Source organism: Treponema berlinense (assembly GCF_900167025.1).
In the GTDB taxonomy this organism is placed as follows: domain Bacteria; phylum Spirochaetota; class Spirochaetia; order Treponematales; family Treponemataceae; genus Treponema_D; species Treponema_D berlinense.
In genome coordinates, this window is the sequence record NZ_FUXC01000005.1 from 39,643 (window position 1) to 65,746 (window position 26,104).

Genomic DNA, 26,104 nt, shown 5'->3' on the forward strand with positions numbered 1-26,104 from the left:
GTCTGTTTTGTTGTGGAAGGTAGATAGAATGACACAGATTGTTACAGGGTTTCATGCGATTGAAGAAAAAGTTCGCCGTGCTCTCGACAGCGGAAAAATCGACGGACTTTCTATTCAGCTTGCAAAGACTGGCCCACGCATAAAAAAAATTCTCGAAAGCGCAAAAAGAGCTGGAATTCCGGTTATAAATGCCGACAAAAATGCCCTAGACTCGCTGGTAAAAGTTTTGCCGGAAGTTGCGCGTGATCATCGTGGAATCGTAATGGTTGTTGAAGGCGCTCCTGAAAAATCTGAAAACGATGTTGATTTTGACAGTTGGATTGCTTCGTCTAAAACCCTGGAAAATGAAAAGCAGACTGTAATTGTTCTGGACAGCGTGACTGATCCTCACAATGTCGGCGCAATAATTCGTTCCTGCGACCAGTTTGGCGCAAGTCTTGTTGTAATGCCTGCCCGTCACAGTGCAAACGATTTTTCTGACAACGAAATTATCGCCCGTTCTTCTGCCGGTGCGAGTTCTTATGTTCCGGTCAGCGTTGTAACAAATCTTGTCCGCGCTGTACAGCAGCTAAAAGACGCTGGATTTTGGGTTTACGGGGCAGATGCCGGCGGAGAAAATGTTACAAAATTAAATTTTCCTGCAAAAACCTGCATTGTAATGGGAAGCGAAGGAAAAGGAATTGCGCGTCTTTTGGAAGAGCAGTGCGATTCAATTGTCTCGATTCCAACTTGCGGAAAAATTGACAGTCTGAATGTTTCTGTTGCGGCTGGCGTGCTTTTGTATGAAGTTTATCGTCAGAAAATTTAATAAAATGTTTTTGTTTTAGGAAAAAACTGCATTATAATAAAATGAATATGGGGCCTAACTTTTTATTTGAAGATGAAAAATCTTTCGACAGCCTTACAAAACTTTATACTCGGGATGTAGTCGTTGATTACGTAAATTTTCTGGTTGCAGAGGGAATTCCATTTACTCTTGCAATCGTAGATATTGATAATTTTAAATACGTAAACGACACATACGGCCATATTACTGGCGACAAAGTTCTGATAGAAGTTGCAGAAAGAATTAAAAAAGTTATCGAAGGTAAAGGTTTTGTAGGCCGCTTTGGCGGAGATGAATTTTTAATTGTTTTCCCAAAAATAACCGATTACAAGGAAGTTTGGGAAAATGCTCACAAGCTCATGAAATTTATGAATTCAAACGAAATTCAAAATATTATTGGGCTTTATGTGACAATAACTATGGGAATAAGTCGTTTTCCCGAAGATGATTCAACTTACGAAGGTTTGCTGGAAACTGCCGACAAGGCTTTGTATCGTGGGAAAAACAAAGGCAGAAACTGTTTTATAATCTATCTGCCGGAAAAACACGCAAATATCGAGTTAAAAACCGAAAAAGACCGTTCTCAAAGTTCAATGTATTTGCATTTTAACGTGTTCAGGATGCTTACGAAAATCGAAAAACTGGATACAGGCATAAAAATGCTCTTTAATTTTTTGAGTTCGTACTTTATGGCTGACCATATTTGCATTCAAAAAGGCTGCAAAATCTATTTTGAAAAAATTCATAAACTGTCGCGCACAAAAGATTTTTTGCCGATTAATTTGTCGCTTGTTGACAACGCAATGTGCGCTCCGGCGGATTTTTTTTACGTTAATCAGCTTGAATCTCTCATTTCGTCTAACCAGTCCGAACTTGCAGGAGAATATTCGGCTCAACGGATAAAGGCTGCCTTTGCCTGTAAAATTGCAAAGGCAGAAGATGGAGAGTTTATTATACTTCGTGTTGATTCTACAATAAAACGAATCTGGCAGCACGGCGAAATGGACATTTACATTACTACAGCTAAGGTTTTGGAAATGCTCTATAACAGCGGCAGACTCGTTTTGGAATAATTTAGCGATTATTGTGCGTTGCTTTTAAAAATTACGTTGAAATAGACAGGAGTTTGACCTGATAAGTCTTTTATTTTTCCCCAAAAATGTGTTTTAAAAAGATTGTCCGTTGCGGACAGGGTTGAAGGATCGGCTTTGTTGACGTAAATCATGCTTAAACAATAGAGTTCAAACTAAAAGTCTGCAAGATTTACGTCTGTTTGCCGTGCTAGTAACGCTATACGTTTGTTTGCCGTGCTAGTAGGCTAGTTTTAGTTTAAAAATTTCTTTACTGTTTCTGCGATTTTGTCGTCCTTGCAGTCTTTGAAGAAGAGTTCGCTGAATTTTTCGCCGGCAAATGCTCCTTTTACGAGGTCTTTGTCGAGAGATTCGAGAATTTCTGTAAATGGCTTGAATGCGGCTTCGCGTACTCCGTCAAGAATTTTTTTGTTGCGCTGTTCTGGAACTGCGCGTTCTTTTGGATAACCGCCGCCAAAGCTTTCTGAAAAGAGTTTTTCAAAAATATACTCGAGGTTTAAATCTCCGCCCCAGCCAAAACCGAGCGCAAATGGAAGTGAAATTGCGTTTCCGTCGTTAATCTGCGCAAAAGTGTAGGCGTCGAGGGGGCTTGCAACGTGTCCACAGATTACGCCAGGGAAACTGTTAAGCGCGAGCATTGCTCCTTCGCCGGTACCACAGCCTGTTACGACAAAATCGGCTGCCTTTGAGTTGAGAAGTGTTGCCGCCAGAATTCCGTTCTGAACGTAAGTTAGCTGTGCTTTGTCGTCCGCACTGTACATTCCGTAGTTTACAACTTCAAAACCGTGTGCGTCGGCAACTTTTTTGAGCGCATTGAAAATAACTGCGTTTTTTGCAGCCTGAGAATTTTCGTTGATAAGAGCAATTTTCATATTGAACCTCACAATTTTTTTATAACAGATTGAGTTTAACAAAAAAAATGGAAAGTTTCATCAAAGGAAGTGGAATTTTGTAATTTTAATTTTGCGGCAAGGATTGGAGCAGCGCGAAGCGTCCGGCTTTTGCCGGATGCAGCGAATAGCGGAACTGCGGAAAGCCTGGTTTTTGCAAAGCAAAAAGCCGCCCTTATTTTAAAAATTTTTCTTTTATCTGCTCAAGATTTTCGCACTTTAGTTCCTGGGCGAGGGAAAATTCTTGTTCGGCAAGGTCTTTTTGACCGTTTTTTAAATATGCGACTCCGAGATATGCGTGGATTACGGCGATTTTTGGTGCGAATTCTGCGCCTTTTTTTAGGCTTTCGATCGATTTTTCGAGGGATTTTCCTTCTTCGAGGTAGAGCATGCCCAGACTTGCCCAGCCTTCGCCTTTTTGTTCATTCATTTGGATGGCGTTTTTGTAGGCTTCTTCGGCTTTTTGGTAATTTTTTAAGGTTTGCCAGTCCATTCCGAGTGTGACGTAATTCCGGTAATCCGGTTTTTTTTCGAGGGATTTTTCCATCCAGATTGCCGCGTTCTCAAAATCTTCTTGCGCCGCATAAATGTTTGAAATAAAGGCAAAAATCAATTCGTCGGAATAGCGGGTTTGTTTTTCGAGAGCCTCGTTAAAAAGTTCGAGTGCCTGGTCGTATTTGCCGGCTCCGTAAGCGGTGACTGCCTGCTGTACGCTTGAATCTCCGGGTTTTGTGCACGAAAAAAATAAAACTGAACTTAAAAGAACAGCGCTTGAAACAAAAATCTTTCTTAAATTTTTTAACATACGGTAAGAATAACAGTTTTGCAATTGTAAAATCAACATCAGCCCTTTATAATTGAGTAAAATGACTAATCTGTTACCAATTGCCAGCGGAAAAGGCGGTGTCGGAAAAAGTTCCTATGCTGTAAACCTTGCGACAGTTCTGGCTCAAAAAGGAAAAAATGTTATTCTTGCGGATTTTGATTTTGGCGGAGCGAATTTGCATACTTTGCTCGGCTTAAAAAACAATCGCGCCGGTCTTGGCAATTTTATTTATCGTCAGACCGAAGACTTTTCTTCTCTTTTGCAAGAAACGCAGATTCCCGGTTTAAGGTTTATTGCGGGCGACTGCATGTATCCTGGAACCGCAAATATGGATAATTCGTCAAAACGCAGGATTATAAAGGCTCTTAACGCTCAGGAAGCAGATTATGTAATTTTGGATTTGGGAGCCGGAACAACTTACAACACTCTGGACTTTTTTCTGCTTACTTATAATTCGCTTTTGGTAACGACACCCGAATTGACTTCGATTTTGAATGCGTACAGTTTTTTGAAGGCGGCGGTTTTCCGGTTTTTTATGAGGCAGTTTAAGGCAAAGAGTCCGGAAAGAGAATTTATAAACGGATATTTAAAAAGTGCGGAAACTGGAAGTGATGCGGATTTTGTTGAGCTTGTCAAAAAAATCTGCAAAAATTTTCCAGAAACCGGAAAATCTGCAAAAACAGAACTTTTAAAATATAGACCGCAGGTTATATTCAACCAAGGGCAAAATTCTGCCGATTTAGAAATGGCAAAGAGATTGCGCTCGCTTATTCAAAAAAAACTTGGCATAAATATGGATTTTGTCGGTTTTTTGCCAAAAGACGAACAGGTGAGTTTTTCAATTGCCTTGAGAAAACCTCTGGCACTTGCAAATCCGGGTTCTGGTTTTGTGAGGGGAATTGAAACTTCTGCGGAAAGAATTATGATTCACTCTTACAGATACAACGAGCTCAATGGGGTTGAAGCAGATGATATTTCGAAAGACAAGGATTTAAAGATTCTTGATAAAGAATTTACAGCTGCACTGGCAGAAAAATAGATGCTGATGCGACAATTTTAATGGGAGCAAGACAAATGGATTTACAGCTTATTTTAGATTCAGTAAAGGAAACCAGCGACTTATCTCAAAAATATTTTTTGGATTTGGGAAATTTATTTCCATCACTCTTGAACAAAGAAATAAGTCCGTCGCTTAGGAATTTGCAGGCGGTTATAAAAGAGTTAAGCGAAAATAACGAAAAATCAACTGCGTCAGAAAAAGAAATTTTTGACAATTCTCAAGATAAATACAAGCCTTTTCTCGACCAGCTCAACAGCAAAATCGAAACGCTCTCGGAACTTGACAAATTTATTGCCGGCGTAAAAGAAGATTCTGAGCAAATGGAACTTATCGCCTTGAATGCAATGGTAATTTCGATAAAATCGGGCGAAAAAGGCCAGGCATTCAGCCGTATTACCGAAAATTTGCAGCGTCTTTCCAACGACATGTTCCAGTATTCTGACCAGCTTTTGGCGGAAGAAAAACAGCTTATCGAGCACATCAATAAACTTAAGGATATTTTTTCGGGAATTTTGGCTTCGCAGGAAAATGTCTCGATGAGCGGAAATGCAGGTTCGCAGGGAATTGAATCAATCATCAGTTCGATTTCTGCCCCTCTTTCGACAATGGACAGCGACCTTGGGTTGATTTATCCTCCGATTCAGAAAGCGATGGAAAATTTGCAGCTTCAGGATATTATCCGCCAGGGACTTGAACACGTGACAGCCTGCCTTCATGAAGTAAAAACTCAGACGGAAGTTCCTGGAAGCGATGAAGAGCTTGATTCGGTTTGCTTTAACATTGCGCTTTACGAACTTTGCGTTGATGTTTTGAACGACATTATAAATTACGTTTCTAAAGGTTTTGTTGAGTTTGACGAAAACTGGAACGATGTGACAGAAAAACTTGAATCAATTAAATCTCAGAAAAACAATTTTTCAACGCGTTTTTTGGACGAAACTTCTGACAGCGGAGAAAATGTCGCAATGCGCCTTTCTGCGGTAATCGGCAGGTTTAAGGAGATGATGGACGGTTTTAACAGCTATCATCTCGTTCAGAAAGATTTGCTCCACGTAACTCAGAGCATAAACGAAAAAGCGCGTACAATGTACACTGTTTTTGGAAATCTTCGTCCTGTTATGAGCAGACTTCATCACGTGCGCATTTTGCAGCAGATTGAAGTTGCGAAAAACGAAGCGATAAAACAGGTAAAAGATTCTGTAACGGACATGGACGATTTGATAAACTCTTCAAACTTGTCGCTCGACTCTATGGAAAAACTTTTGTCTGTATTTATCCGCGAAGCATCGAACCTTCTTGTTGAATTTAACAATTCGATTACAAAAGACAATCAGAGCATGTTGGATTTGCGCAAAGAAAAGACTGAATTTTTTGATGAGCTTCAGATTACGCAGAAAAACCTTTACGAAATAATTGCCCATTTTGACGTTTTCCCGGAAGGTTTTGACGAAAAATGCAGACTTGTGGCGGAAGATCTTTCCGGAATAAATAATCTGAACCTTAAATTAAAAAAATGCCGCGACAATTTGTCTGAACAGGTAAAAGAACTTTCGTCTGTACGTTCAAAACTCTTTGCAGCAAAAAATATTTCTGAATGGAACATAAAAAATTCAAAATTCAGCGAGATTATAAATCACTTTACGATTACGGCGCATAAAGAAGCAGCCGGAAAAATCGGCGGTTTTGAAATTGAACATGGAGCAGAACAGGGAGAAATCACTTTCTTCTAATTTTACATGAACCGTTATTTTGATCTTCATTTTAATAGAAATATTGTCACTCTTTATCCGGGAGAATACTGGTCTTCGGCAGGTCCTGAAATGATTTCCACTGTTTTGGGTTCGTGCGTGAGCATTGCCCTTTTTGATCCGATTGCAAAAGTCGGTGGAATGAATCATTTTATGCTGGCGAGGGACACTAACCTGGATATTGACGGTTCTCAGGACAGGCTTTTGGGGCGTTTTGGAGAATACGCGGTCGAAATGCTTGTTGCCGACATGGAAAAAAAAGGCGCGTCGTTAAAAAGATGTTTTGCAAAAGTGTTTGGTGGTGGAAATATATTTAATTCTTCTGAGCCACAGAGCGGAAGAGCTCTTGTCGGGGCGGCAAATATTGATTTTGCATTCGAATATTTAAAATCTCACAACGTCGAAATAAAAAGTTCTGATACTGGCGGAAATTTGCCACGGAAGATTTTTTTTGATCCGGTTAATGCAAAAGTATTTTTAAAACACATAGATTCGCATAATCCGGACGATGAAAACTTCATAAAATCCAAAGAGCAAAAATATCTGGAATACCTTGCAGAATTAAACCATCTTGCAAAGGGTCTGTAATTTTTTAACTAAAAATTGGATTTTTTAGAAACTTCTTCAAACGCTTTTTCGACGTCGGCCTCGATAAATGAGAGAATTTTTTCCGGGTCTAAAATCAAAATAAAAGATTCTCCACGGCGCGCAACCGATTTTACAAAATCCTGACCTTCGTTTATTCCATAATCTTTTGAGTCGGCCTGAATTATGTTGAGCCTGCCCACAACATCAACTTTGTCGGCAAGAATTCCAAGCAAGACCGGTTTTTCGTTTTTTTGAGGAATTTCCATTATGATTACCTGGGTTCCCGTTAAATTGTCAGAAACTTCAAAACCGAATAATTTACGCAAATCGACAATTGAAACTACTCCGCCGCGCACATTCATCACGCCTTTTAAATACGGCAGAGAATTTGGAATTGGAGTGATTGTTTCAAATTCAAAAACTTCTTTTACATATTTGACCGGAAGCGAAAACATTTCATCTTTTAAATTGAACGAAAAAAACGACTCTGTAGAAAAATGACTTTCATTCATAATTTGACGTCTCCTAAAACTGACGATAGAATTATTATACAAGAGAATTTACAAAATTTGAAATTTTAAGAATTCGCTTGAAATGAAAGAGATTGCTTTTGGGGAACTTGGTTTGGCTGCAAAAAAAGAAAAAAAATCAAATATCATAAAATGGACGGAAACTGCTGGAATTGAATCTGCAGGAAAGCTCAAGGTTGAACTGCAAAAAGCGATAGACGAAAATCCGCTTGTTTTTATAGACCTGAGCGAGCTTGAAGACATTGACCTTACGGGAATCCAGTTGATTTTGGCTGCAAAAAAAGAAGCCGACGCCCAGAAGAAAAAAATTTTGTTAAAGAGCGGCATTCCTCCTGCAATTTTAGAATACGTTGGCGCTTGCGGAGTTTCTTTTGAAGATTTAATCGACAAAACAGAATCAAAATCGGAGGAAAGTAAAAATGCTTGAACAAATCAGCTCAGTTTTTCTTGAAGAAGCAAATGAACTTTTAGACAATCTCGAAGAACAGCTTTTGACGCTTGAGGAAAATCCTACCGATTCAGAAACAATCAGCGCAGTTTTTAGGGCGATGCACACGATAAAAGGCTCGTCGGCAATGTTCGGATTTAATGCAATTTCTGAATTTACGCACGAAGCCGAGTCCGCAATGGATCAGGTCCGGAGCGGAATTGTTCCTGTTTCAAATGAACTTATAGATTTGCTGCTCAAAGCCCGTGATCATATCCGCTTTATGCTCGATGCCGGCCAGGAAATTACGCCGGAAATAATGCAGACTTCACAGACTTTAATCCTTGCTTTTAAAACCTATGTTGCCAGAAATGGCGGAACTGTTTCGGAAGATGCTGCAAATTTGACCGCAAATTCTTCTCAAAATCAAAATCCCGCCGCAAAAACAAAAGAACCTGATTCAACTTACAGGATAAAATTCAGACCAAGCAAAAAAGTTTTACAGAACGGAACGCGGCCTGAACTTTTGGTCAAAGAACTTTCAGAAATGGGAAACGCGACCGTCGTTTCTTTTTATGATTCCTTGCCGGAACTTTCAAAGCTTAACGCAGAAGAATGTTATTTTTCGTGGGATATAATTCTTACAACGAAAAAAACGGAAAACGACATTAAAGATGTTTTTATTTTTTTGGACAATGAATCTTCATTCACCGTCGAAAAAATCGAATTGAATCCGGAAGAAAACCACAAAATCGGCGAAATTCTCATTGACCGGAACGATATTTCTAAAACCCAGATTGATTCGGTTATGCAGGAACACAAGCAGCTTGGGCAGATTCTCGTAGAAAAGCAGCTCGTTTCTAACCAGCAGATTAAGTCGGCCCTGGCGGAACAGCAGCATTTTAAGGCGATGAACGGCGAAAATCCTGTTTCAGGCTCGTCGCCTTCTCAGAGTTCAATCCGCGTAAGTTCCGAAAAACTGGATTCTCTCGTAGACTTGATTGGCGAGCTTGTAACTTTTAATGCGCGGCTTGAGCAGCTTGCAATAGAAAAAGATTTGCCTGTTTTAAAAAATTTGAGCGAGCAGAGCTCGCGGCTTGCGGTTTCTTTGCGCGACACTTCCCTCGAAATCCGGATGCTGCCGATTGGAACGCTTTTTACAAGATTCCGCCGCACAGTTCGAGATCTTGCAGAACAGCTCGGAAAACAGATTGATTTGGTTATTGAAGGAGCGGAAACGGAACTTGATAAGACTGTCGTCGAAAAACTCAATGACCCTCTTCTTCATTTAATCCGAAATTCCGTAGACCACGGAGTTGAACTTCCTGTCGAAAGAATTGCAAACAAAAAAAATCCAAAGGGAACTGTAACTCTTTCGGCAAAGCATCAGACTGGAGCGGTTGTAATTACTATTTCGGACGATGGAAAAGGTCTGGACAAAGAGGCAATAAGAAAAAAAGCGATAGAAAAAAAATTGATTTCGGAAGACGAGAAAATTTCTGAATCGGAGATTTTTCATCTTATTTTTCAGCCGGGATTTTCGACTGCAAAAAAGGTTTCAAATGTTTCCGGCCGTGGCGTTGGACTGGACGTTGTAAAAAAAGACGTGCTCTCGCTTGGAGGTTCAGTTTCGATTGAATCAAAACCGAACAAAGGCACAAGTTTTATTCTAAAAATTCCGCTTACGCTTGCAATCATCGACGGAATGCTCACTCAAGTAGGAAACACAAAGTACATAATTCCGGTGAATATGATTTCTGAATGTCTTTTCTTTGAACAGACTGGCAAAAAGAGCGAAACTCTCTTTCCTCATACGCTTGTTCACGGAAAAGACGTTCCTTGCATTGACTTGCGGAAATTTTTTAAGGTTCCGGAATCTTATTTACAAAAAAAAGAAGTTGTCACAATAAATTCTCAGGAAGGACAGGTTGGAATTATTGTCGATAAAATTCTGGGAAGCCACCAGACTGTAATCAAGCCTCTTGGAAAACTTTACCAGAATTGTCTTGGCATAAGCAATTCCACAATTTTGGGAGACGGTTCTGTAGCCCTTATTCTCGATGTCTATAAACTGGCGGATTTAGTTAATTCAAAAGAAACAGGAAAAAAATAATGTGCGAAATTGGATTTTTTGCTCCTGAAGCGTTGACAGATTCTCAGTTCCATAAACTTTCCAGTTTTATTCATACGAATGTTGGAATAAAAATGCCGGACGAAAAACGGCTTATGGTTCAATCCCGTCTTACAAGCCGCTTAAAAAGCCTGAAAATGGACAATTTTGACGACTATTTAAAACTTGCTTTTTCAAATACTCCGGAAGGAAATGAAGAAATTGCTCTTATGATAAATGCGGTTACGACAAACCTTACAAATTTTTTTAGGGAAAATGCGCATTTTGAGTATTTAACGAATGTTGTCCTTCCTGAGCTTGCCAAAAAAAACGAAAAAAAAATTGAATTATGGTCGGCAGGCTGTTCAAGCGGACAGGAGCCTTACACGCTTTCTATTGTCATGCAGGAATTTATGAGGAAAAATCCCGGAAAAATCGAAGATTATTCTATTCTTGCAACGGATATTTCGTCAAAAGTCTTGGATAAGGCGGTTGATGCGGTTTATCCAATGTCGGAAGTAGAAAGTTTGAGTTATGATTTAAAAAAACGATATTTTTTAAAGAGCAAAGATTTAAAAAATCCTTGCGTGCGCTTAAAACCGCAAATTCGCGAAAAAGTTGTTTTTGAAAGGCTGAATTTTATGGATTCGGTTTATCCAAAAACTACTCAAAAAAATGCAATTTTCTGCCGGAACGTGTTGATTTATTTTGATAAAGCAACTCAGAAGAGCGTAATCCGCAAACTTTTACAGCATTTGGTTCCGGGAGGATATTTATTTCTCGGACATTCGGAGACGATTTTTGGAATGGAGTTGCCGTTAAAAACGGTTGGACCGACAATTTTTAAAAAAGAGTAAAAAAGGCAGGTTTAAATTCGGTTTTGTGAAAAAGCACGAAATTTGAACTTTTGCCTGACAAAAAACGGACAAAAAAAATGATTATAAAAGTTTTGATAATTGACGATTCGTCACTCGTACGACAGACATTGCCGCAGGTTCTTGAAACAGACCCGGAAATTCGTGTAATTGGAACTGCCACTGATCCGATTGTTGCCGTTCACATGCTTCAAAATGAACGTCCTGACGTAATAATTTCCGACATTGAAATGGCCCGGATGGACGGACTTACATTTTTGCGGAAGATGAATGAAACAATTGACCCGATCCCAATCGTAATCTGTTCTTCTCTCGTAAAAAATAATTCTCCGGAAGAGTTAAAGGCCTATGATCTTGGCGCGTGCGAAGTTATTTTAAAACCGTCTTTTCAAACAAAACAGTTTCTCGAAGAGTCAAGAATCCGTCTTTGCGATGCAGTTAAATCTGCGTACAGTTGCACTGGAAAAATTAAGCAGTTGATTCCTTCGCAGGCTGTGGCACATTCATCTGTTCAAAAAAAAGAAGGTTCTAACCTTGCACAAAACGATATTCAGAGGCGGATTATTGAACCAAAACATACTGCCGACGTGATTATGAAAAAGCCCGATACTCAGATTGCAAATTCTCTTGGACTTTCTGAGCCGGTTGTCGTAGTTGGTGCGAGTACAGGCGGAACAGAAGCCTTAAAAGACTTTTTGGGCGCCTTGCCGGAAGATTGTCCGGGAATGGTCGTTGTCCAGCACATGCCTGAACATTTTACACAGGCTTTTGCCGAAAGACTGGACAGACTTTCTAAAGTCACCGTAAAAGAAGCTTCAAATGGAGACGTTGTAAAAACCGGAACGGTTTTGATTGCCCCAGGAAACAGTCATCTGCTTTTAAAGCGTGAAGGAAATTCATATTTTGTGGAAATAAAAAATGGTCCTCTTGTGACAAGGCACAGGCCTTCAGTCGATGTTCTTTTTCGTTCTGCCGCGCGATATGCCGGCAAAAACGCAATCGGCGTAATTATGACCGGAATGGGGGATGACGGTTCTCACGGAATGAAGGAAATGCACGACGCCGGAGCGTACAATATTGCCCAGGACGAAAAAACAAGCATTGTCTGGGGAATGCCGGGCGAAGCGGTAAAAGCCGGGGCGGTCGATAAAGTGCTGCCTTTGGAGAAGATTGCGGAAGAAGTCTGCACAAAAGCAAAAATCATGCAGATGAATTTTAACCATATAAAAACGTGTTATTAAAACAGAAAATGATAATTAAATGGTAAAATGTAAATAATTTGTTTTACAACTTGTAGGAGAACTAACTATGTCGAAAAAAATTCTTGCTGTTGATGATTCAGTTTCTATAAGAAAGAGTATTTCTTTTATTTTGGGTCAGGAAGGCTATGAAATTGTAGAAGCCGAGGACGGAGTTGACGGACTGGCAAAAGCAAAGACTGATAAATTCAATTTAATCATTACAGATATAAACATGCCGAATATGGACGGAATTGAGTTTACAAAAGAACTCAGAAAAACCGACGGTTATAAGTTTACGCCGATAATCGCCCTTACGACAGAAAATCAGTCGTCAAAAATGGAAGAAGGCAAGGCTGCTGGAGCGACCGGCTGGATTGTAAAACCATTTACTTCAGAAAAACTTATTGCCATTGTCAAAAAAATAATCGGATAAAATATATCTTTTAGTGAGAGGTCTTTATGAAAAGTATTCGCCATGCAGTTACCGGATTTGTTGCGCTTGTTTCGTTGTTTTTAGGAATTTCATTAGCTGGGATTTCAATATTTTTTGCCAGCGACGCAGTAGATATTACAACCAATCATGGAATAAGTTCTCTTATTCATACAACAAAAAAACTTGCGGCTAAAGAGATTCAGGCAAATATTGATGTTGTAAATGCGCTTGCAAGCCGCGAAGATTTACGCTCAAACCTCTCTATAAAAGAAAAAGCTCTTATTTTAAGAGGCGCCGAAAAGAATTTTTATGGAGCAAATTATTTTGTTCTGGCAGACAAAGACGGACACGGATACACATCAAACGGAAACAGATGCGAAATTCAGGAACGCGGATATTTTAAACAGGCAATAACCGGAAAATCTGCAGTTGACGGTCCTGTAATTGCAAAAACGACAGGAGCGCTTGCGCTTTATTTTGCAGTTCCGCTGCGTGACGAAAAAGACAATATTTCTGGAATTCTTGCAATGAAGACAAATACAAGCCTTTTGGATGACTTTACGGAAGGCATGGAGTTTGTTAAGGGGACAGAGTCTTTTATAATCAGCAGAAAAGACGGAATTTTGATTGCAAATACAATTGAGGCGGCAAAAGGAAGAAATTCGACTTTTGAAGCGCTTTCAATGGAAAATAATATTTTTAAAAATCTTGCTAGCATTAGCAAAAAGATGATGAATGGTGAATCCAGAATTGAAAAAATAAAATTTTACGGACAAAAGTATTACACGGCATATTCTTCAATTGGAGATGAAAAAATCTCGACAGACTGGGCCTTTGCGATGATGGTTCCAGAAAAAGCGTTTATGGGTTCTGTCGATATGATGAAAATTCTTATGCTTGTAGTAACTCTGATTTTTATTGTCGGTTCAGTGATTATTTCATGGATTTATGCCTCATCAATTTCAAAGCCGCTCAATAGCATACGTGACGCGCTTTCAAACTTTTCGAGAGGAAATCTTATAATAAAAAAAGAAGATTTAAAGCTTGTTGAAAAACTCAAAAACCGCAAGGATGAGCTTGGCGATATGACTAATGCGCTTTCAAACATGGTTACTTCGCTTATAAAAACGATTCAGTCTGTACGCGAATCCGCAATGAATGTTCGTGCAGGCGGTGAACAGCTTTCTTCTTCAAGCCAGGCTGTTTCTTCCGGGGCAAGTGAACAGGCCGCTTCTACCGAAGAAATGAGCGCGACGATGGAGCAGATGACGAGCAATATTCGTCAGACGGCGGACAATGCGGCAAAAACAAGCCAGATTGCCGCAAAAACGAATGCAGACAGCGAAGCCGGCGGTCTTGCCGTAAACGAGGCTGTAGAAGCTGTAAAAACAATTTCTGAAAAAATCGGTGTAATCGAAGACATTGCCGGACAGACAAATATGCTCGCCCTTAACGCTGCAATTGAGGCGGCTAGAGCAGGAGATGCAGGTAAAGGCTTTGCGGTTGTTGCAAGCGAAGTTAGAAAACTTGCAGAACGCACACAGGCATCTGCCGCAGAAATCGGTAAAATTTCTGCCCACACTTTGGCAACAGCAGAAAATGCAGGAAAAATGATTGGCGGACTTGTTCCTTCAATCGAAGAAACTTCAATGCTTATTCAGGAAATCGCAACTGCAAGCCGCGAACAGGACAACGGAGCTCAGCAGGTTTCTACGGCAATTGTCCAGCTTGACAGTGTTGTTCAGCAGAATGCAAGTGCCGCCGAAGAAATGGCAGCTATGGCGGAAGAACTCAGTTCCGAAGCTCATAAACTTGTTCAGACGATTGCTTTCTTTAAGACTCCGGACGAATTTAACCAGAATGCGGCAGAAACCGAGGAAATGCTCAAAACTTCTGTAGAAAAACCGGACGAACCAAAAAAACAGGAAAAAGAAGACAAAACTGAACTTAAAAAGCCTGCCGAAAAAAAGGAAGCTGAAGAAAAAATAAAAGAAAAGGTTCAAAAAAAGGAAGAAAAAACTTCTGAAAAACCGAAGGACAATCCGATTTCGGGAACTGTTGTTCGAAAAACAACCGCCGATTTAATTAAAGACGCGGATTTTGAGGAATTTTAAACGCAGATGAAAAATTCATTTTTAACGTTTTTATTGGATTCAAATATTTGCGCAGTAGAAATTACAAATGTTCTCGAAGTTCTGAATTATGGAAATTTTACGATAATGCCCGGCGCCAAAAATTATATTGAAGGACTGATTTATTCTCGTGAACAGGGAATTACGGTTATCAATTTGCGAAAAAAATTTGGCTTAAAAGAAAAAGAGCCGGACAAAAATACAAAAATTATCGTTATTTCCGTAAAAAAACAGGAAGGCGAGAGCGAAAAAATAACGCTTTACGGTTTAGTTGCAGATCAGGTTTTGGACGTTCAGAATCTTGAAGAAGATGATGAAGTTGAGGCAAGGTGCAAAATTTCAATTCCTAGAGAAAATATAAAAAAAATCTTGAAATTTGAAGATAAAAATATTTTTATTCTTGGTCTTGAAGATTTGTAAATAATTTGTCAGAATTCAACAGACGCTTTTTAAGGCGAAATAATTTTGTTAAAAATGACGGCGTAATTTTATTGACCTTACAAAGTCATTTTTATATCTTTAAAGTAATACTTATTGGAGGCTATTAAAAAATGGCAAAAGCATTTGAAATGAAAGACTTTGACCTTACTGGCAAAGTAGCTTGGGTTACAGGCGCTTCTTATGGCATCGGTTTTGCAATTGCAAAGGCATTCCATGCTGCTGGCGCAAAAATCGTTTTTAACGACCGTGGACAGGAACAGCTTGATAAAGGTTTTGCAAACTACAAAGAAAACGGAATGAACGACGTACACGGATATATCTGTGATGTTACAAAAGAAGATCAGGTTATCGAAACTGTTAAAAAAATCGAAAAAGATGTTGGCGTTGTAGATATTCTTGTAAACAATGCTGGTATCATCAAGAGAATTCCAATGACAGAAATGTCAGCAGAAGATTTCCGCGCTGTAATCGATGTAGACCTTAACGCTCCATTCATCGTTTCAAAAGCAGTAATTCCTGGAATGATTAAAAAGGGACACGGAAAAATCATCAACATCTGTTCAATGATGTCAGAACTTGGACGCGAAACTGTATCTGCTTACGCAGCTGCAAAGGGCGGACTTAAAATGCTTACAAAGAACATCTGTTCTGAATACGGTGCAGACAACATCCAGTGTAACGGAATTGGACCTGGATACATTGCAACACCACAGACAGCACCACTTCGCGAAAAACAGCCTGACGGCTCACGCCACCCATTCGACCAGTTTATTTGCGGACGCACACCGGCAGGACGCTGGCTCGACCCAGAAGAACTTGCAGGTCCGGCAGTATTCTTGGCTTCTGATGCATCAAACGCAGTAAACGGACACATCTTGTACGTTGACGGCGGTATTCTTGCATATATCGGAAAACAGCCTAAATAAGCAATAATGCAATGATTTGAAAAAGCACTCCATCAATCGGGGTGCTTTTTTTTTATAAATCAATATGGTAATGAAAACAAAATAAATCTTAGAAAGAAGATGTTCTTGAAACCGTAGTTTCATGAACCAGTTTATTCATTTAATGATTCTGTGCAACACGGAAACCGAATGCAAGCCCAACTAAAGCGCCGCCTTTGTATCCGGAACAGCGTGAACCTACGATTTCATTTAAATGGTCTCCGCCTCTAAGACCTCGTGCTGTAGAAAATTTATAAACTGAACCGTAAGGAACATCGTAGTCAAAACACCATTCAGGAACATTTCCGCTCATGTCGAAAAATCCTAAATGATTTGGAAGTTTTCCACCTGAAAGATGCATTCTTCTTCCAGAGATGGATTTTCCTGTTTTTGTTGAAAGCGTTGTGTTTGTATCATCTTGTCCTGTGTAAGTTTTTGAAGGTCCGTTTGAAGCGCTGTTTTGCCTTTGCCAGCAATATTCGTTTTGTTTTGTAGACAAAGGAAACGATAATCCGTTCATTAATTCTGTAGCTGTTGTTTCAATTGCAGAACCAGTTTCATCTCCAGAAACATTTCTTCCAGAAATTGCAGTTCCATCAAAGCGCTTTCGTGCAGCATATTCCCATTCTTTTACATAAGGAAGCCTGAAGCCGTCTGCATTTGTGTTAACATACGGATTGTCAACTTCTCCTGGTTTTATCGCATAATTTTTTAAATCATTGAAAGCAACTCCAGTTGAATCTCTTAAAGGTGTTTTAAAATCTTTGTCTGTGCAGTAAACTGGTTCAAGACCTTTCATTTCGCTTAATGCATTGCACCATACCATTACATCGCGCCAAGTAAGACGGCAAACAGGCATTTCAACAAGTTTTGGCTTTTCTCCTGGTTCTGACATATTATTTTCATGTTCAACTTCGCCAAAAACTCCTTCAACGCCTTTATTTACAATCGTGTAGCCGTTGTTTTCTGCCCACGTTAAAACTTCATACCAGGTGTTGTAACTTGTTTCGTACATTGCAAGGCGGAATGGTTTTACATTCGTCGTGTAGGGAACTTCGAGTAAATCTTCGCCTAAAATAATTGAGTCTGAGGTTCTTCCATCGATGAAAGAAATGTCAATCATCGTGAAATTGGCATTTGTGTTGCTGAAAGTTACAGGTTGCTTTTCTGTTTTGATAATAGGCTCTGGTGTTTTGGAATCTTCTTCAGAACTGCTTCCAGAATCTGAAGAGCCAGATGTAGTAGTATCTGTTTCTACATTACAGCCTGAAAAAATTAGAAGAATTGAAATAAATAAAGTTGAAATGAGCTTAAATTTTTCCATATTTATCCTGTTTTTGCTAATTTTAAATTCTTGCAATTTTTTTATAATAATTTATCACATTTTTTTCAAAATACAATGGATTTATTCATTCATTGATAAAACGCGAATGGCTATACAGGTTTCAGATTCAAGGTTACGAACATTGTCGGAGCCTTGTTTTTGAATATATCGAAACTTTTTACAACACAAAGCGGATTCATTCTCACTGTGGTTTTATTTCTAATAATGCGGTGGCTTCCTATTAGGAATATCCCCTTCCATCGTATTCGACATTTCGCGGATTCGGTCTGACATCAGTTTTATTTCTTTCTGAAGTTTATCAATAGTCTTTGCCTGTTCAACTGCAACGTTTTGAATCTGGTTTACAAAATCTTCCATGTAGGCTAATTTCACTTCGATTGCAGTCAGGCGGTCATCTGTTTCTTTTTCCATATCTTCTTTACAACTATTTTATCATATCACAAAAGAGCGACCTGTGTGCTACAAAAGCACAAGACTGGCAAAAACATTTTCATTGCACGGAAAAACCGCACTTTGCAAGACAGTCCGGCTCTAAAAGCAAGGTTGGCAACAGCGCAGTTGTTCGCGTTGTTGTTCCAGGAACCGCCACTTTATTCCACAATCTTCCATTCCACAAGGCTTCTTTCCTTTGTGGAAAAGCTTGCGCCGATTTTCACGATGCGTTTTCCGCCGGCTTCGTACGGTTTTGCGTAGCCGGACTCTTCTATCTGGCGCAGAGCCTCGTCCGCGCTTTTATCGCGCTTGAACTCAAAGATGAACACGTTGCCGCCGTTTTCAAGCACGCAGTCCGCCCTGCCCAGCGCGGAGGTTTCCTCCACCCTTGACCACTGGCCGAGCAGCGTGAAAACCAGATAGAACACATTCTGGAAATTCTGCTCAATAACGCTGTCTTTCGTTCCTTTGCCGAACGTTGTGTACGGAAGCATTGCGAACAGAGCCTTGAACCGCCTCATCACGCTTTCAATGTCGCCCTTCTTTATGTCGCGCGCGAACGAAACAACGTCAAGCGCGCTTGCGCTCTGGATGTCAAGAACGGCCGGCACAAGCGAATTTATGAACGCGTATTTCACCTCGTCGTTCGGGTATTTCAGAAGGTACACGCCGAACTCGCGGTCGTAGCCCTTTATGGTAAGATAGCCGGTCTGGTAAAAAAGCGGAACCGGATCCGGATTGTCGTTCCTGTAGTCCTGAAGCTCCTGCGCCGTCGCCTCGATTCCGTTTGAAAGATCCATGTAGCTCATCGTGCTTGCCTTCAGTTTCTTGATAAGAAACGTTGGTGTTCCCGTGGCGAACCAGTAGAGCGAAAATTCTTTCGCATACAAAGCATTTATCAGGCTGAACGGATTATAGACGCCTTTTCCGTTGTGATGGAAATGATAACCGTCGTACATCTGCTTAAGCTTCTGTACGCACTCATCCTCGGAAATCTGATTTTTTTCCGCCATCGCCTTTATTTCCGGCTCCAGGTTTGAAATCATCTCCTCTTCCGTGATTCCGCAAATTTCTGCAAACTGCTCATTCATCGAGATGTCGTTCAGCTGGTTCAAATCACTGAAAATGCTCACCTTGCTGAATTTTGTAACTCCAGTAAGAAGCACGAACTTCAGGTTCTCATCAAGAGCCTTCAGCGTTATGTAAAGCCCTTTCAGCGTCTCCCGGTTGCTGCCTGTAAGCTCCTCGTTGTTCTGTGCGTCCAGAAGCGGCTTGTCGTACTCGTCTATCAGAACTGCCGCCTGCATTCCGGTTTTCTCCCGGGCAGTTTTCACAATGTTCATGAAGCGGCCGGCAAAGCGCTCCGGCTTTTCTGTTATGCCGTATTTTCTTTCATATTCCTCAAGCTGAAGGTTTATGCAGTCACCAAGCGTTTTCTTTTCCGAAAAATTGTCCTGCGCAAAATTCAGATAGATAACCGGATATTTTTTCCATGCGTCGGGATTTTCCTTTTCAAGCTCCGCGATTTTCAGCCCTTCAAAAAGCTCCTTTCTGCCTTCAAAGTACGCCTTAAAAGTTGAAAGAAGAAGGCTTTTCCCGAACCTGCGCGGCCTGCTAAGAAAATAAACTTGCCCGGTATGAACAAGATTGTAGACAAAATCCGTCTTGTCGATATAGAGATATCCGCCCTCGCGAAGTTTTTCAAATGTCTGAATGCCAACCGGCAGTTTTCTGATATTCTGCATGGAATCATTATAGCATAAAAAAACGAGTTTTACAGGTTATTGGCAGAAGATTTAGAATAATATTTGGCGATATACAATTTTCTCGTGTACATTATACAACTGACTAAAGTTCTCCTTGCCTATAAGTCCGCCTATTTTGTTATTTTGTGAAAAGACAAGTCGGAATTGATTTTCAGGTTGGCTTCTATAACAACAGGCGCAAATTAAAACATTAACTTTATTTTCTGTTACAACAAAATAAAAATTGCAGATTTTCCATCCTTCCAGCATAAACAAATCAATAAAAACTTATTCAGCCAGGTGGTTTTAGTTCCTCTAAAAGGCTTTTGGAACGATTAAATAAGCGTGCCGGCAAAACTCCGCAAGGCTTTCTGCAAACCTTTGCAAGGCTTTTATCAAAATGTTAAAAGCCTTGCAGCAAAGCTATAGCACAGTGCCAGAGTTATTATAAAAGCGTGTCAGAAAGATGACATAACACTATAAGGCAAAAGCCATTGTTTTGCATCGTCAGCAAGGTGGAGCAAAAATGCCGAAATGCTGTAGAAAAAGCGGTTAGAACCGGACGACACACCTGTTCATCTTTGCTGAAGAATACCGTTTTTATTTTTTTATGCCCGGCTTTCGAGCATATCTTCGCTTTCAAGAATTTCTTTTAGGCTGTAATATGCTGTCGCGGCAGAATTCTGAACTTCCGTGCATTTGTATTTTGCAAAACGCGCTTCGTCAGTAAGTGCATACACCTGAAGAAATTCTTCTTCGTTTTTTTGTTTTTTTTCATTCAAATTAGGATCGGTTTCTACCCATGCTTTAAAAGCACTTAAAGTCGCAAAATCGTTGTAAAGAACTTCCTCTGGATGAAGAATTGAAACTTTGTTGTAGAATTTTTCTATTTTCCAAAGCGATGTAAAAATGCCTTTACCTTTTAAATCCTTGTCTGTAGAAATACTAGGATAAAGTTTTTTAAGGTAGTCAGTGTTTGTGTTGAATGAAAGGCGCGGAAGAAAAAATGCCGCCCTTTTTTCATTTTTTTCATACTGCCAGCAGTAAATTCCCAAAACCTGAACCTTTTCATAAGTTATACCAACAGGCTTTGAAACCACATCAACATATTCAATTTTGTTTGTTTTTATTTCTCCCATAAAACCCTTCTAAAATTTTTAAAAATTCTTTTCACAAATTCTTTCAGAAAGAATGCTCCAGCCAAGCCGCGGCCTTGAGCACAGCGTGCCTTGACCAGACGTATGGCTTACGCCTTCTTCCTGCTCCCTCTACATATAGGACTACTGCGCGGAGCGAACAAGGCGGAAGCCATAGGTATTGTAGCGGTAGGACGGGCGGCTGTTGTAGTTCCAGTTGACCTGCACGTAGCTAGCCTCGTAGAACCAAGAACCACTACGTAGACAGCGGTCAGAACCGGACGACATACCTGAGCCTGGCGTGCTGCTGTCTACACTTCCATACCAGTCCCAGCACCATTCATCTACGTTTCCGCTCATGTCGTAAAGTCCGTAGCCGTTTGCATTCTTTGTTTTTACTTCCCTTGATCCTTTGCCATTCGTATTTCCTTTATACCACGCAACGTCATCTATATTGTCGCTTCCTGCATATTCATAGCTTTCTCCGCCGCGTGCGGCCCATTCCCATTCGGCCTCTGTCGGCAGGCGGTAGCCGTCTGCTTCAAAGTCGCAGACTGCAGCTTCCCATTCTCTATCGAATGAATCCGGTACAGTTCCCCAGCTTTCAGGGGCGGTAGAACCTTTTATTGTATAGCAAGGAGTTAATCCTTCACCATAAGAAGATTTCAGATACGGATTTCTACGAAGTAAGGATAGAACTTAGTGGAAATATTTATAGATTATGAATAATGATACTTTCGATTTAGATGACTATATTTCTCAAAGAAAAGAAAAGGATTCTGATTTTGCAAATGGATTTGATTCAGGTTATGAAGAATTTAAAATCGGAATGATGATAAAAGAAATGCGCCTTGAAAATGGAATGACACAAGAGCAGCTTGCCGAAAAACTTAATACAAAGAAAAGTGTAATTTCCAGAATGGAAAACCATTCTGAAGATATAAGATTGTCTACTTTGCAGAAAGTGGCGGCTGTATTTGGAAAGCAGCTTAGAGTTGCAATGTTGTAATATCATCTAATGAAGAAGAATCACTTGACGGTGAAAAAATGGATTTATTCATTCCTTAAGAAAATTAATTGTATTAACTTGTGTTAAATCAAATCTACAAAAACAGTCTATTCTATCTCGATTTTTGCCAAGAATAATTAAATTACTTTTTTTCCTCACGAAATAAGGTATGTCCCCCTTTAAATAAATCTTCGTTATAACTTTCTCGAATATCATCAGACCCGCTCAATGCACGGCATATTCCGTTACTATTGCTTTGCAATTTCAGCCTACGTTCTTCAATTCAGGCTGAAATCATCGCTTAGATTAAAAACTCGAATTTAGGGCTAAATATAAAACAGGCATTTTATGCGTTAGCGATTGTAGTGGTTGCCTGCAAGTGCGCAGCACCGGAGGCGCGGTAGACGCCGTAGCCACGGAAAGCGCGGCCTGTGTGTTTTTTAGTGCGGGATTGTGTTTTTTTATGTTTTTTGCCGCCACTTGCTGGCGGACAATGACGTTCTTGCTGTTTTTGTGCGGCTGAAGGAAACGCCCAAAATAAAAAAAAGCGACAGATTTATTATCCATCGCTTTTTAGAAAAATTATGTTTTGTGCCTGCAGACAACTAGCGGACAACTAAACTTCTTCGGCGCTGCTTTTAAAGCAGGCAATGCCTTCCGCCATGTATTTTTCGCGGAGTTTTTGGCAGATTGCGATTATTTTTTCGGCCTCTTCTTCCTGGCAGTAAATTATGTACATTATGTTGAGCTGCGGCCAGATTGCGTCTCCGAGGCGTGGATTTGAATAGCCGGCTCCCATTACGTTTGCAAGTTTTGTGTAACGGGCGGCGACTTTCTGCTCTTTGAATTCTTCCTTAAAGTCTTCTTCCAGAGCCTGTGAAAAAATTATTTCAAGCCTGGTAAGTTTTCCCGCATGTTTTCTGATATTGTCGATATATGACATTCTTTCGTTCTCCATAAAGACCTCCTCTCTCCGACCTGTTTCAGGATCCTAGGAATTTTTTTTGCAGAATTCCCGGGATTTCAACTAAGAGATCCTTTTTATCCCTTACTGACTGTCCTTATTTTCGCCGGACGTTTTATCTTCTATCTGTGCCTGTGGTGCCAGTTTTTCTTCAAGAGCCTTCCTTTTTGCTGCTTTCTTTGCAGCTTTTTTTAGACGGCGATTATTAAAGATATAGTAAATTGACGGCATGATAAAGAGTGTCATAAGGGAACCAAAGGTCATTCCACCAAATACAGTGAGGGAAATTGGCTGCATTGACGCTGAACCTTCGCCAGGGAAGAATGCCATTGGAGCAAGGGAGATTACAGTGGTCAATGTAGACATCAAAATCGGGCGCAGACGGTTGCGGGCTGCCTGAATACAAGCTTCTTCCAGTTCGTAGCCACGCTTTCTAAGCAAGTTTGTGTAATCTACAAGAACAATACCGTTGTTTACAATTGTTCCTACAAGAACCAGTACACCCATAATTGTGATAACGTTGAGCTGGTTGCCGGTGATTGCGTAAATCGCCATTACACCGATAAATGAAAGAGGTATGGTAAGGATAACGATGAAAGGATCCAGCATGGATTCAAACTGAGAAGCCATAACTACAAATACCAGGAAGGCTGCCAGTATAATTACCAGTCCAAAATTTACAACTGCCTCCATCATATCTTCCATATCGCCGGAATAACTGATGATAACCCCGTCTTCTTTTGCAACGTTCTCTTCTATGAGTTTTATTACCTCTGACTGAACTACACCAATGGAAAGCCCATCATTTGGTTTTGCTGTTACGTGAATAATCCGAGACTGGTTTTCGCGGAAAATTGTAACTGGTGCAGTGGATTCTTCGTAACGGGCAAAACTTGAAAGAGGAATTCTCTTACCGCTGGATGTTACCATTGAAATTGAATCCAAATCACCCAAACGGCTCCGGTCTTTTTCTGAAACTCGCACTATAACGTCTATATCGTCGCCATCTTTTGTGTAGCGGCTGGCAGTTGTTCCGTTGATTACCCCTGCAATTTCTGAACCAACTGTATAAACGTTGAGGCCGAATTCCTGCATGCGGTCACGGTCAAAGATGATGTTTGCCTGTGGAAGTCCATCTTCCAGGTCGGAATCAACTTCGCTAACCCAGTCTGTACCCTTTTCTTCCAGAACCTTGCGGATTTGACGGGCTGTATCCATTACCAAATTCAAATCGTCAGACTTTATGTTTACAGACACACCCGATGAACTTGAAGCGCTGTTTGCATTTGCAGAAAAGCTGAGGGAGGCTCCAGGGAACATGGTAAAGTATTTTCTGAGTTTTGCTTTTGCTGTTTTTTCGTTGTCGTAGCCTGGAAGACGGTCTTTTGGCTCGTAAAGGCTGAAAATTACGGAACCGCTGTTGGTTTCTGACGATGAAGAAATCAAACTTGTACCGCCCACCGTAACGCTGGTGTATTTTACCCCTGTTAACTCCTGAAGGGCCATGGTTTCAAATTCCCGAATGGTGTCTTCTGTTATTGAAAGTTTTGTTCCCTGAGGAAGCTTAAAGTCCACCTGTACGCTGTTGGATGCTGAAGATGGCATAAAGACAAAACCTACCAGTTTTATTGCCCCCATGGACAGGAAGAATAAAGCAACGACGATTCCTATGGACATTTTTCGGTGATGGAGTACAAAGGTAACGCCTACTGAATATTTTTGATCCAATTTGTCAAAGAAATTGTTGAATACCTTGTTTACAGCGTAGGCAAATCCCCGTCCTTCGTTTCTTGTTCCACCAACTTTTGATACATATTTTGAACAAAGTACAGGAACCAGAGCAACGGCAACAATAAGGGAAGACATAAGGGAGAAGATAATCGTGTAGGCCAAATCGTTGAACATCTGGCCCATCATACCCAGCTGCTTTTGGAATACCAGCATCGGAAGGAAGATACAGACAGAAGTTAAGGTAGAGCCCATGATTGAAGAAACCATTTCCTGTGAACCTAAAATGGCGGCGACCTTAGGCTTTGCATCACGCTGTATGTAAGAGTAAATATTTTCCAGAACTACGATGGAGTTGTCTACAAGCATACCGATACCCAGTAACAGACCTGCCATGGAAATCATATTTACGGTAATTCCCTTCAGGTACATACACAAAAGAGTGATGAGTACTGACAAAGGAATTGAAAGTCCAACTATCAAAGTTGATTTTAAACTCCGCAGGAAGATGAACAGTACCGCAATGGCAAGAAGGGCACCCTGAATTACAGAAGTTACAACTTCGCCGATTGTCTGGGAAATGATGTCTACAGTGTTTGAAGTTTCTATAATTTCTACGTCTTTTGGAAGTTCTGCCTGAATTTTTGACAGCTGCTTGCGAACGTTTTTTGCTGCCTGAACGGAGTTTTTTCCTGACTGCTTTGTAAGCATTATCATTACACAAGGATCCCCGTCCAGATATGCCAGCGTGGATTCGTCCTTGTATCCTTCGTAAACATCGGCAATGTCCCGAAGGCGGATTGTGCGAAGGGCAGAATCTGAGCCTGCCTTATAGGATATAACCGTATTTTTTAAATCTTCGATGTTTTTGTACTTACCGTCATTTTTTATGGTGTAGTTTATGTCGCCAGAAGTGATGGTACCGCCGGAAGACTGAATGTTCTGAACACCAATCATCTGGGCAACACTGCTGATTGTAAGGCCGTATGCTTCAAGACGATCCCGTGGAATATCAACATTGATAGATTCTTCCCGACCGCCGGAAACGTTTGCGGAGGCAATACCATCCAGCTGTTCAAGGCGAGGTTCGATTACGTCTGAGGCTAGAGTGCGGAGCTCTTCTGGTGTACGATTACCTCGAACTGCCAAGTTCAAAATAGGCATCATGGAAGGATCCATTTTAATTGTAACAGGAGAATCTGCATCGTCGGGCAGATAACCCCGCACCATATCTATCTTATCCCGAACATCTCCACCGGCTGCATCCAAATTCGTGCCGTAGTTAAATTCAAGCATTACCAAAGAAAGCCCGGACATAGATTGAGACTGCATTTTTTTTAAGCCGGAAACACCAGACAGGGAAGTTTCCAGAAGTGAGGTAACGCTCTGTTCGACTTCTTCAGGGCCTGCATTGTCGTAGGACGTGAATACAATCATGTACGGCAAATCCATTTCCGGGAACATATCTATCGGTAACTGGGTCGTACAGAAAAGACCTAAGATTACTGCCAGTACAAAAATCAGCTGGGTCGTTACGGGTTTATTTACACACCTTTCAGAAAATGTCATATAAATCTCCAATA

At 40.5% G+C, this 26,104-nt stretch carries 26 protein-coding genes; 15 read left to right on the top strand and 11 right to left on the bottom strand.

Annotated features, from left to right (window positions below; genetic code table 11):
• The first annotated feature begins 28 nt into the window (after window positions 1-28).
• Together rlmB and B5D47_RS05420 are read left to right on the top strand one after the other, a co-directional pair.
• A complete protein-coding gene (gene rlmB / locus B5D47_RS05415; protein ID WP_078930824.1) occupies window positions 29-808 on the top strand; it encodes a 23S rRNA (guanosine(2251)-2'-O)-methyltransferase RlmB in 780 nt (259 codons plus the stop codon).
• Between the two features lie 41 nt (window positions 809-849).
• Window positions 850-1,899, top strand: a complete 1,050-nt coding sequence (locus B5D47_RS05420; protein ID WP_078930825.1) for a GGDEF domain-containing protein — start codon at window positions 850-852, stop codon at window positions 1,897-1,899.
• A gap of 251 nt (window positions 1,900-2,150) precedes the next feature.
• On the opposite strand, the gene B5D47_RS05425 is transcribed toward B5D47_RS05420, so the two are convergent.
• Together B5D47_RS05425 and B5D47_RS05430 are read right to left on the bottom strand one after the other, a co-directional pair.
• Window positions 2,151-2,789, bottom strand: coding sequence for an RpiB/LacA/LacB family sugar-phosphate isomerase (locus B5D47_RS05425; RefSeq protein WP_078930826.1), 639 nt, complete (start codon window positions 2,787-2,789; stop codon window positions 2,151-2,153).
• Between the two features lie 193 nt (window positions 2,790-2,982).
• Window positions 2,983-3,612, bottom strand: a complete 630-nt coding sequence (locus B5D47_RS05430) for a tetratricopeptide repeat protein (protein WP_159443497.1) — start codon at window positions 3,610-3,612, stop codon at window positions 2,983-2,985.
• Between the two features lie 61 nt (window positions 3,613-3,673).
• On the opposite strand from B5D47_RS05430, the gene B5D47_RS05435 reads away from it, so the two are divergent.
• The 3 genes from B5D47_RS05435 to B5D47_RS05445 are packed head-to-tail and all read left to right on the top strand — an operon-like array spanning window position 3,674 to window position 7,029.
• A complete protein-coding gene (locus tag B5D47_RS05435; protein WP_078930828.1) occupies window positions 3,674-4,672 on the top strand; it encodes a P-loop NTPase in 999 nt (332 codons plus the stop codon).
• Window positions 4,673-4,707: 35 nt separating this feature from the next.
• Complete coding sequence (locus B5D47_RS05440) at window positions 4,708-6,423, top strand: methyl-accepting chemotaxis protein (protein ID WP_078930829.1); 1,716 nt, start codon at window positions 4,708-4,710, stop codon at window positions 6,421-6,423.
• A 6-nt stretch (window positions 6,424-6,429) separates the two neighbouring features.
• On the top strand, window positions 6,430-7,029 hold the full coding sequence (locus tag B5D47_RS05445) for a chemotaxis protein CheD (protein ID WP_078930830.1): 600 nt from the start codon (window positions 6,430-6,432) through the stop codon (window positions 7,027-7,029).
• 8 nt (window positions 7,030-7,037) lie between these two features.
• Here the strand turns inward: B5D47_RS05445 and B5D47_RS05450 are convergent, their stop codons facing one another.
• Window positions 7,038-7,541 (bottom strand): chemotaxis protein CheW, encoded by a 504-nt coding sequence (locus tag B5D47_RS05450; RefSeq protein WP_078930831.1) that lies wholly within the window; start codon window positions 7,539-7,541, stop codon window positions 7,038-7,040.
• An 82-nt stretch (window positions 7,542-7,623) separates the two neighbouring features.
• On the opposite strand from B5D47_RS05450, the gene B5D47_RS05455 reads away from it, so the two are divergent.
• From B5D47_RS05455 to B5D47_RS05490, 8 genes are all read left to right on the top strand, one after another.
• Window positions 7,624-7,986, top strand: a complete 363-nt coding sequence (locus B5D47_RS05455; RefSeq protein ID WP_078930832.1) for an STAS domain-containing protein — start codon at window positions 7,624-7,626, stop codon at window positions 7,984-7,986.
• Window positions 7,979-10,099 carry a chemotaxis protein CheA gene (locus B5D47_RS05460; RefSeq protein ID WP_078930833.1) on the top strand — a complete coding sequence of 707 codons (2,121 nt, stop codon included), beginning with the start codon at window positions 7,979-7,981 and terminating at the stop codon, window positions 10,097-10,099. Before B5D47_RS05455 ends, B5D47_RS05460 begins: the two co-directional genes overlap by 8 nt.
• Complete coding sequence (locus tag B5D47_RS05465) at window positions 10,099-10,953, top strand: CheR family methyltransferase (protein WP_078930834.1); 855 nt, start codon at window positions 10,099-10,101, stop codon at window positions 10,951-10,953. The genes B5D47_RS05460 and B5D47_RS05465 overlap by 1 nt, the downstream gene beginning before the upstream one ends.
• Before the next feature lie 77 nt (window positions 10,954-11,030).
• Entirely contained in the window at window positions 11,031-12,212 is a 1,182-nt protein-coding gene (locus B5D47_RS05470) for a protein-glutamate methylesterase/protein-glutamine glutaminase (RefSeq protein ID WP_078930907.1), read from the top strand.
• Window positions 12,213-12,279: 67 nt separating this feature from the next.
• A complete protein-coding gene (locus tag B5D47_RS05475) occupies window positions 12,280-12,645 on the top strand; it encodes a response regulator (RefSeq protein ID WP_078930835.1) in 366 nt (121 codons plus the stop codon).
• Window positions 12,646-12,671: 26 nt separating this feature from the next.
• Complete coding sequence (locus B5D47_RS11520; RefSeq protein ID WP_078930836.1) at window positions 12,672-14,759, top strand: methyl-accepting chemotaxis protein; 2,088 nt, start codon at window positions 12,672-12,674, stop codon at window positions 14,757-14,759.
• Window positions 14,760-14,765: 6 nt separating this feature from the next.
• On the top strand, window positions 14,766-15,197 hold the full coding sequence (locus B5D47_RS05485; protein WP_078930837.1) for a chemotaxis protein CheW: 432 nt from the start codon (window positions 14,766-14,768) through the stop codon (window positions 15,195-15,197).
• A gap of 131 nt (window positions 15,198-15,328) precedes the next feature.
• On the top strand, window positions 15,329-16,144 hold the full coding sequence (locus B5D47_RS05490; protein ID WP_078930838.1) for a gluconate 5-dehydrogenase: 816 nt from the start codon (window positions 15,329-15,331) through the stop codon (window positions 16,142-16,144).
• A 139-nt stretch (window positions 16,145-16,283) separates the two neighbouring features.
• Here B5D47_RS05490 and B5D47_RS05495 read toward each other — a convergent pair whose 3' ends face one another.
• Window positions 16,284-17,486 carry a formylglycine-generating enzyme family protein gene (locus B5D47_RS05495; protein WP_078930839.1) on the bottom strand — a complete coding sequence of 401 codons (1,203 nt, stop codon included), beginning with the start codon at window positions 17,484-17,486 and terminating at the stop codon, window positions 16,284-16,286.
• 92 nt (window positions 17,487-17,578) lie between these two features.
• Between B5D47_RS05495 and B5D47_RS11930 the strand changes: the two genes are divergently transcribed.
• Window positions 17,579-17,731, top strand: a complete 153-nt coding sequence (locus tag B5D47_RS11930) for an IS3 family transposase (protein ID WP_200806552.1) — start codon at window positions 17,579-17,581, stop codon at window positions 17,729-17,731.
• Here the strand turns inward: B5D47_RS11930 and B5D47_RS05505 are convergent.
• The 4 genes from B5D47_RS05505 to B5D47_RS05520 form a co-directional block, all read right to left on the bottom strand.
• Window positions 17,706-17,918: a SlyX family protein gene (locus B5D47_RS05505; protein ID WP_078930840.1), complete on the bottom strand. Its 213-nt coding sequence runs from the start codon at window positions 17,916-17,918 to the stop codon at window positions 17,706-17,708. The two genes, B5D47_RS11930 and B5D47_RS05505, sit on opposite strands and share 26 nt — an antisense overlap.
• Window positions 17,919-18,097: 179 nt before the next feature.
• The gene (locus B5D47_RS05510; RefSeq protein WP_078930841.1) at window positions 18,098-19,684 is read right to left on the bottom strand and encodes an ATP-binding protein; all 1,587 of its coding nucleotides are present in this window, start codon (window positions 19,682-19,684) and stop codon (window positions 18,098-18,100) included.
• A gap of 608 nt (window positions 19,685-20,292) precedes the next feature.
• A complete protein-coding gene (locus B5D47_RS05515; RefSeq protein WP_078930842.1) occupies window positions 20,293-20,823 on the bottom strand; it encodes a hypothetical protein in 531 nt (176 codons plus the stop codon).
• Between the two features lie 141 nt (window positions 20,824-20,964).
• Window positions 20,965-21,489, bottom strand: a complete 525-nt coding sequence (locus B5D47_RS05520; protein ID WP_078930843.1) for a formylglycine-generating enzyme family protein — start codon at window positions 21,487-21,489, stop codon at window positions 20,965-20,967.
• Between the two features lie 52 nt (window positions 21,490-21,541).
• Here B5D47_RS05520 and B5D47_RS05525 point away from each other — a divergent pair, with 52 nt between their 5' ends.
• A complete protein-coding gene (locus tag B5D47_RS05525; protein WP_078930844.1) occupies window positions 21,542-21,829 on the top strand; it encodes a helix-turn-helix domain-containing protein in 288 nt (95 codons plus the stop codon).
• 306 nt (window positions 21,830-22,135) lie between these two features.
• Here B5D47_RS05525 and B5D47_RS11285 read toward each other — a convergent pair whose 3' ends face one another.
• The 3 genes from B5D47_RS11285 to B5D47_RS05535 form a co-directional block, all read right to left on the bottom strand.
• Window positions 22,136-22,396 carry a hypothetical protein gene (locus B5D47_RS11285; RefSeq protein WP_143592611.1) on the bottom strand — a complete coding sequence of 87 codons (261 nt, stop codon included), beginning with the start codon at window positions 22,394-22,396 and terminating at the stop codon, window positions 22,136-22,138.
• A 49-nt stretch (window positions 22,397-22,445) separates the two neighbouring features.
• Window positions 22,446-22,787, bottom strand: a complete 342-nt coding sequence (locus tag B5D47_RS05530) for a PG0541 family transporter-associated protein (protein WP_234969920.1) — start codon at window positions 22,785-22,787, stop codon at window positions 22,446-22,448.
• Between the two features lie 90 nt (window positions 22,788-22,877).
• Window positions 22,878-26,090 carry an efflux RND transporter permease subunit gene (locus B5D47_RS05535; protein ID WP_078930845.1) on the bottom strand — a complete coding sequence of 1,071 codons (3,213 nt, stop codon included), beginning with the start codon at window positions 26,088-26,090 and terminating at the stop codon, window positions 22,878-22,880.
• Window positions 26,091-26,104: the final 14 nt, after the last annotated feature.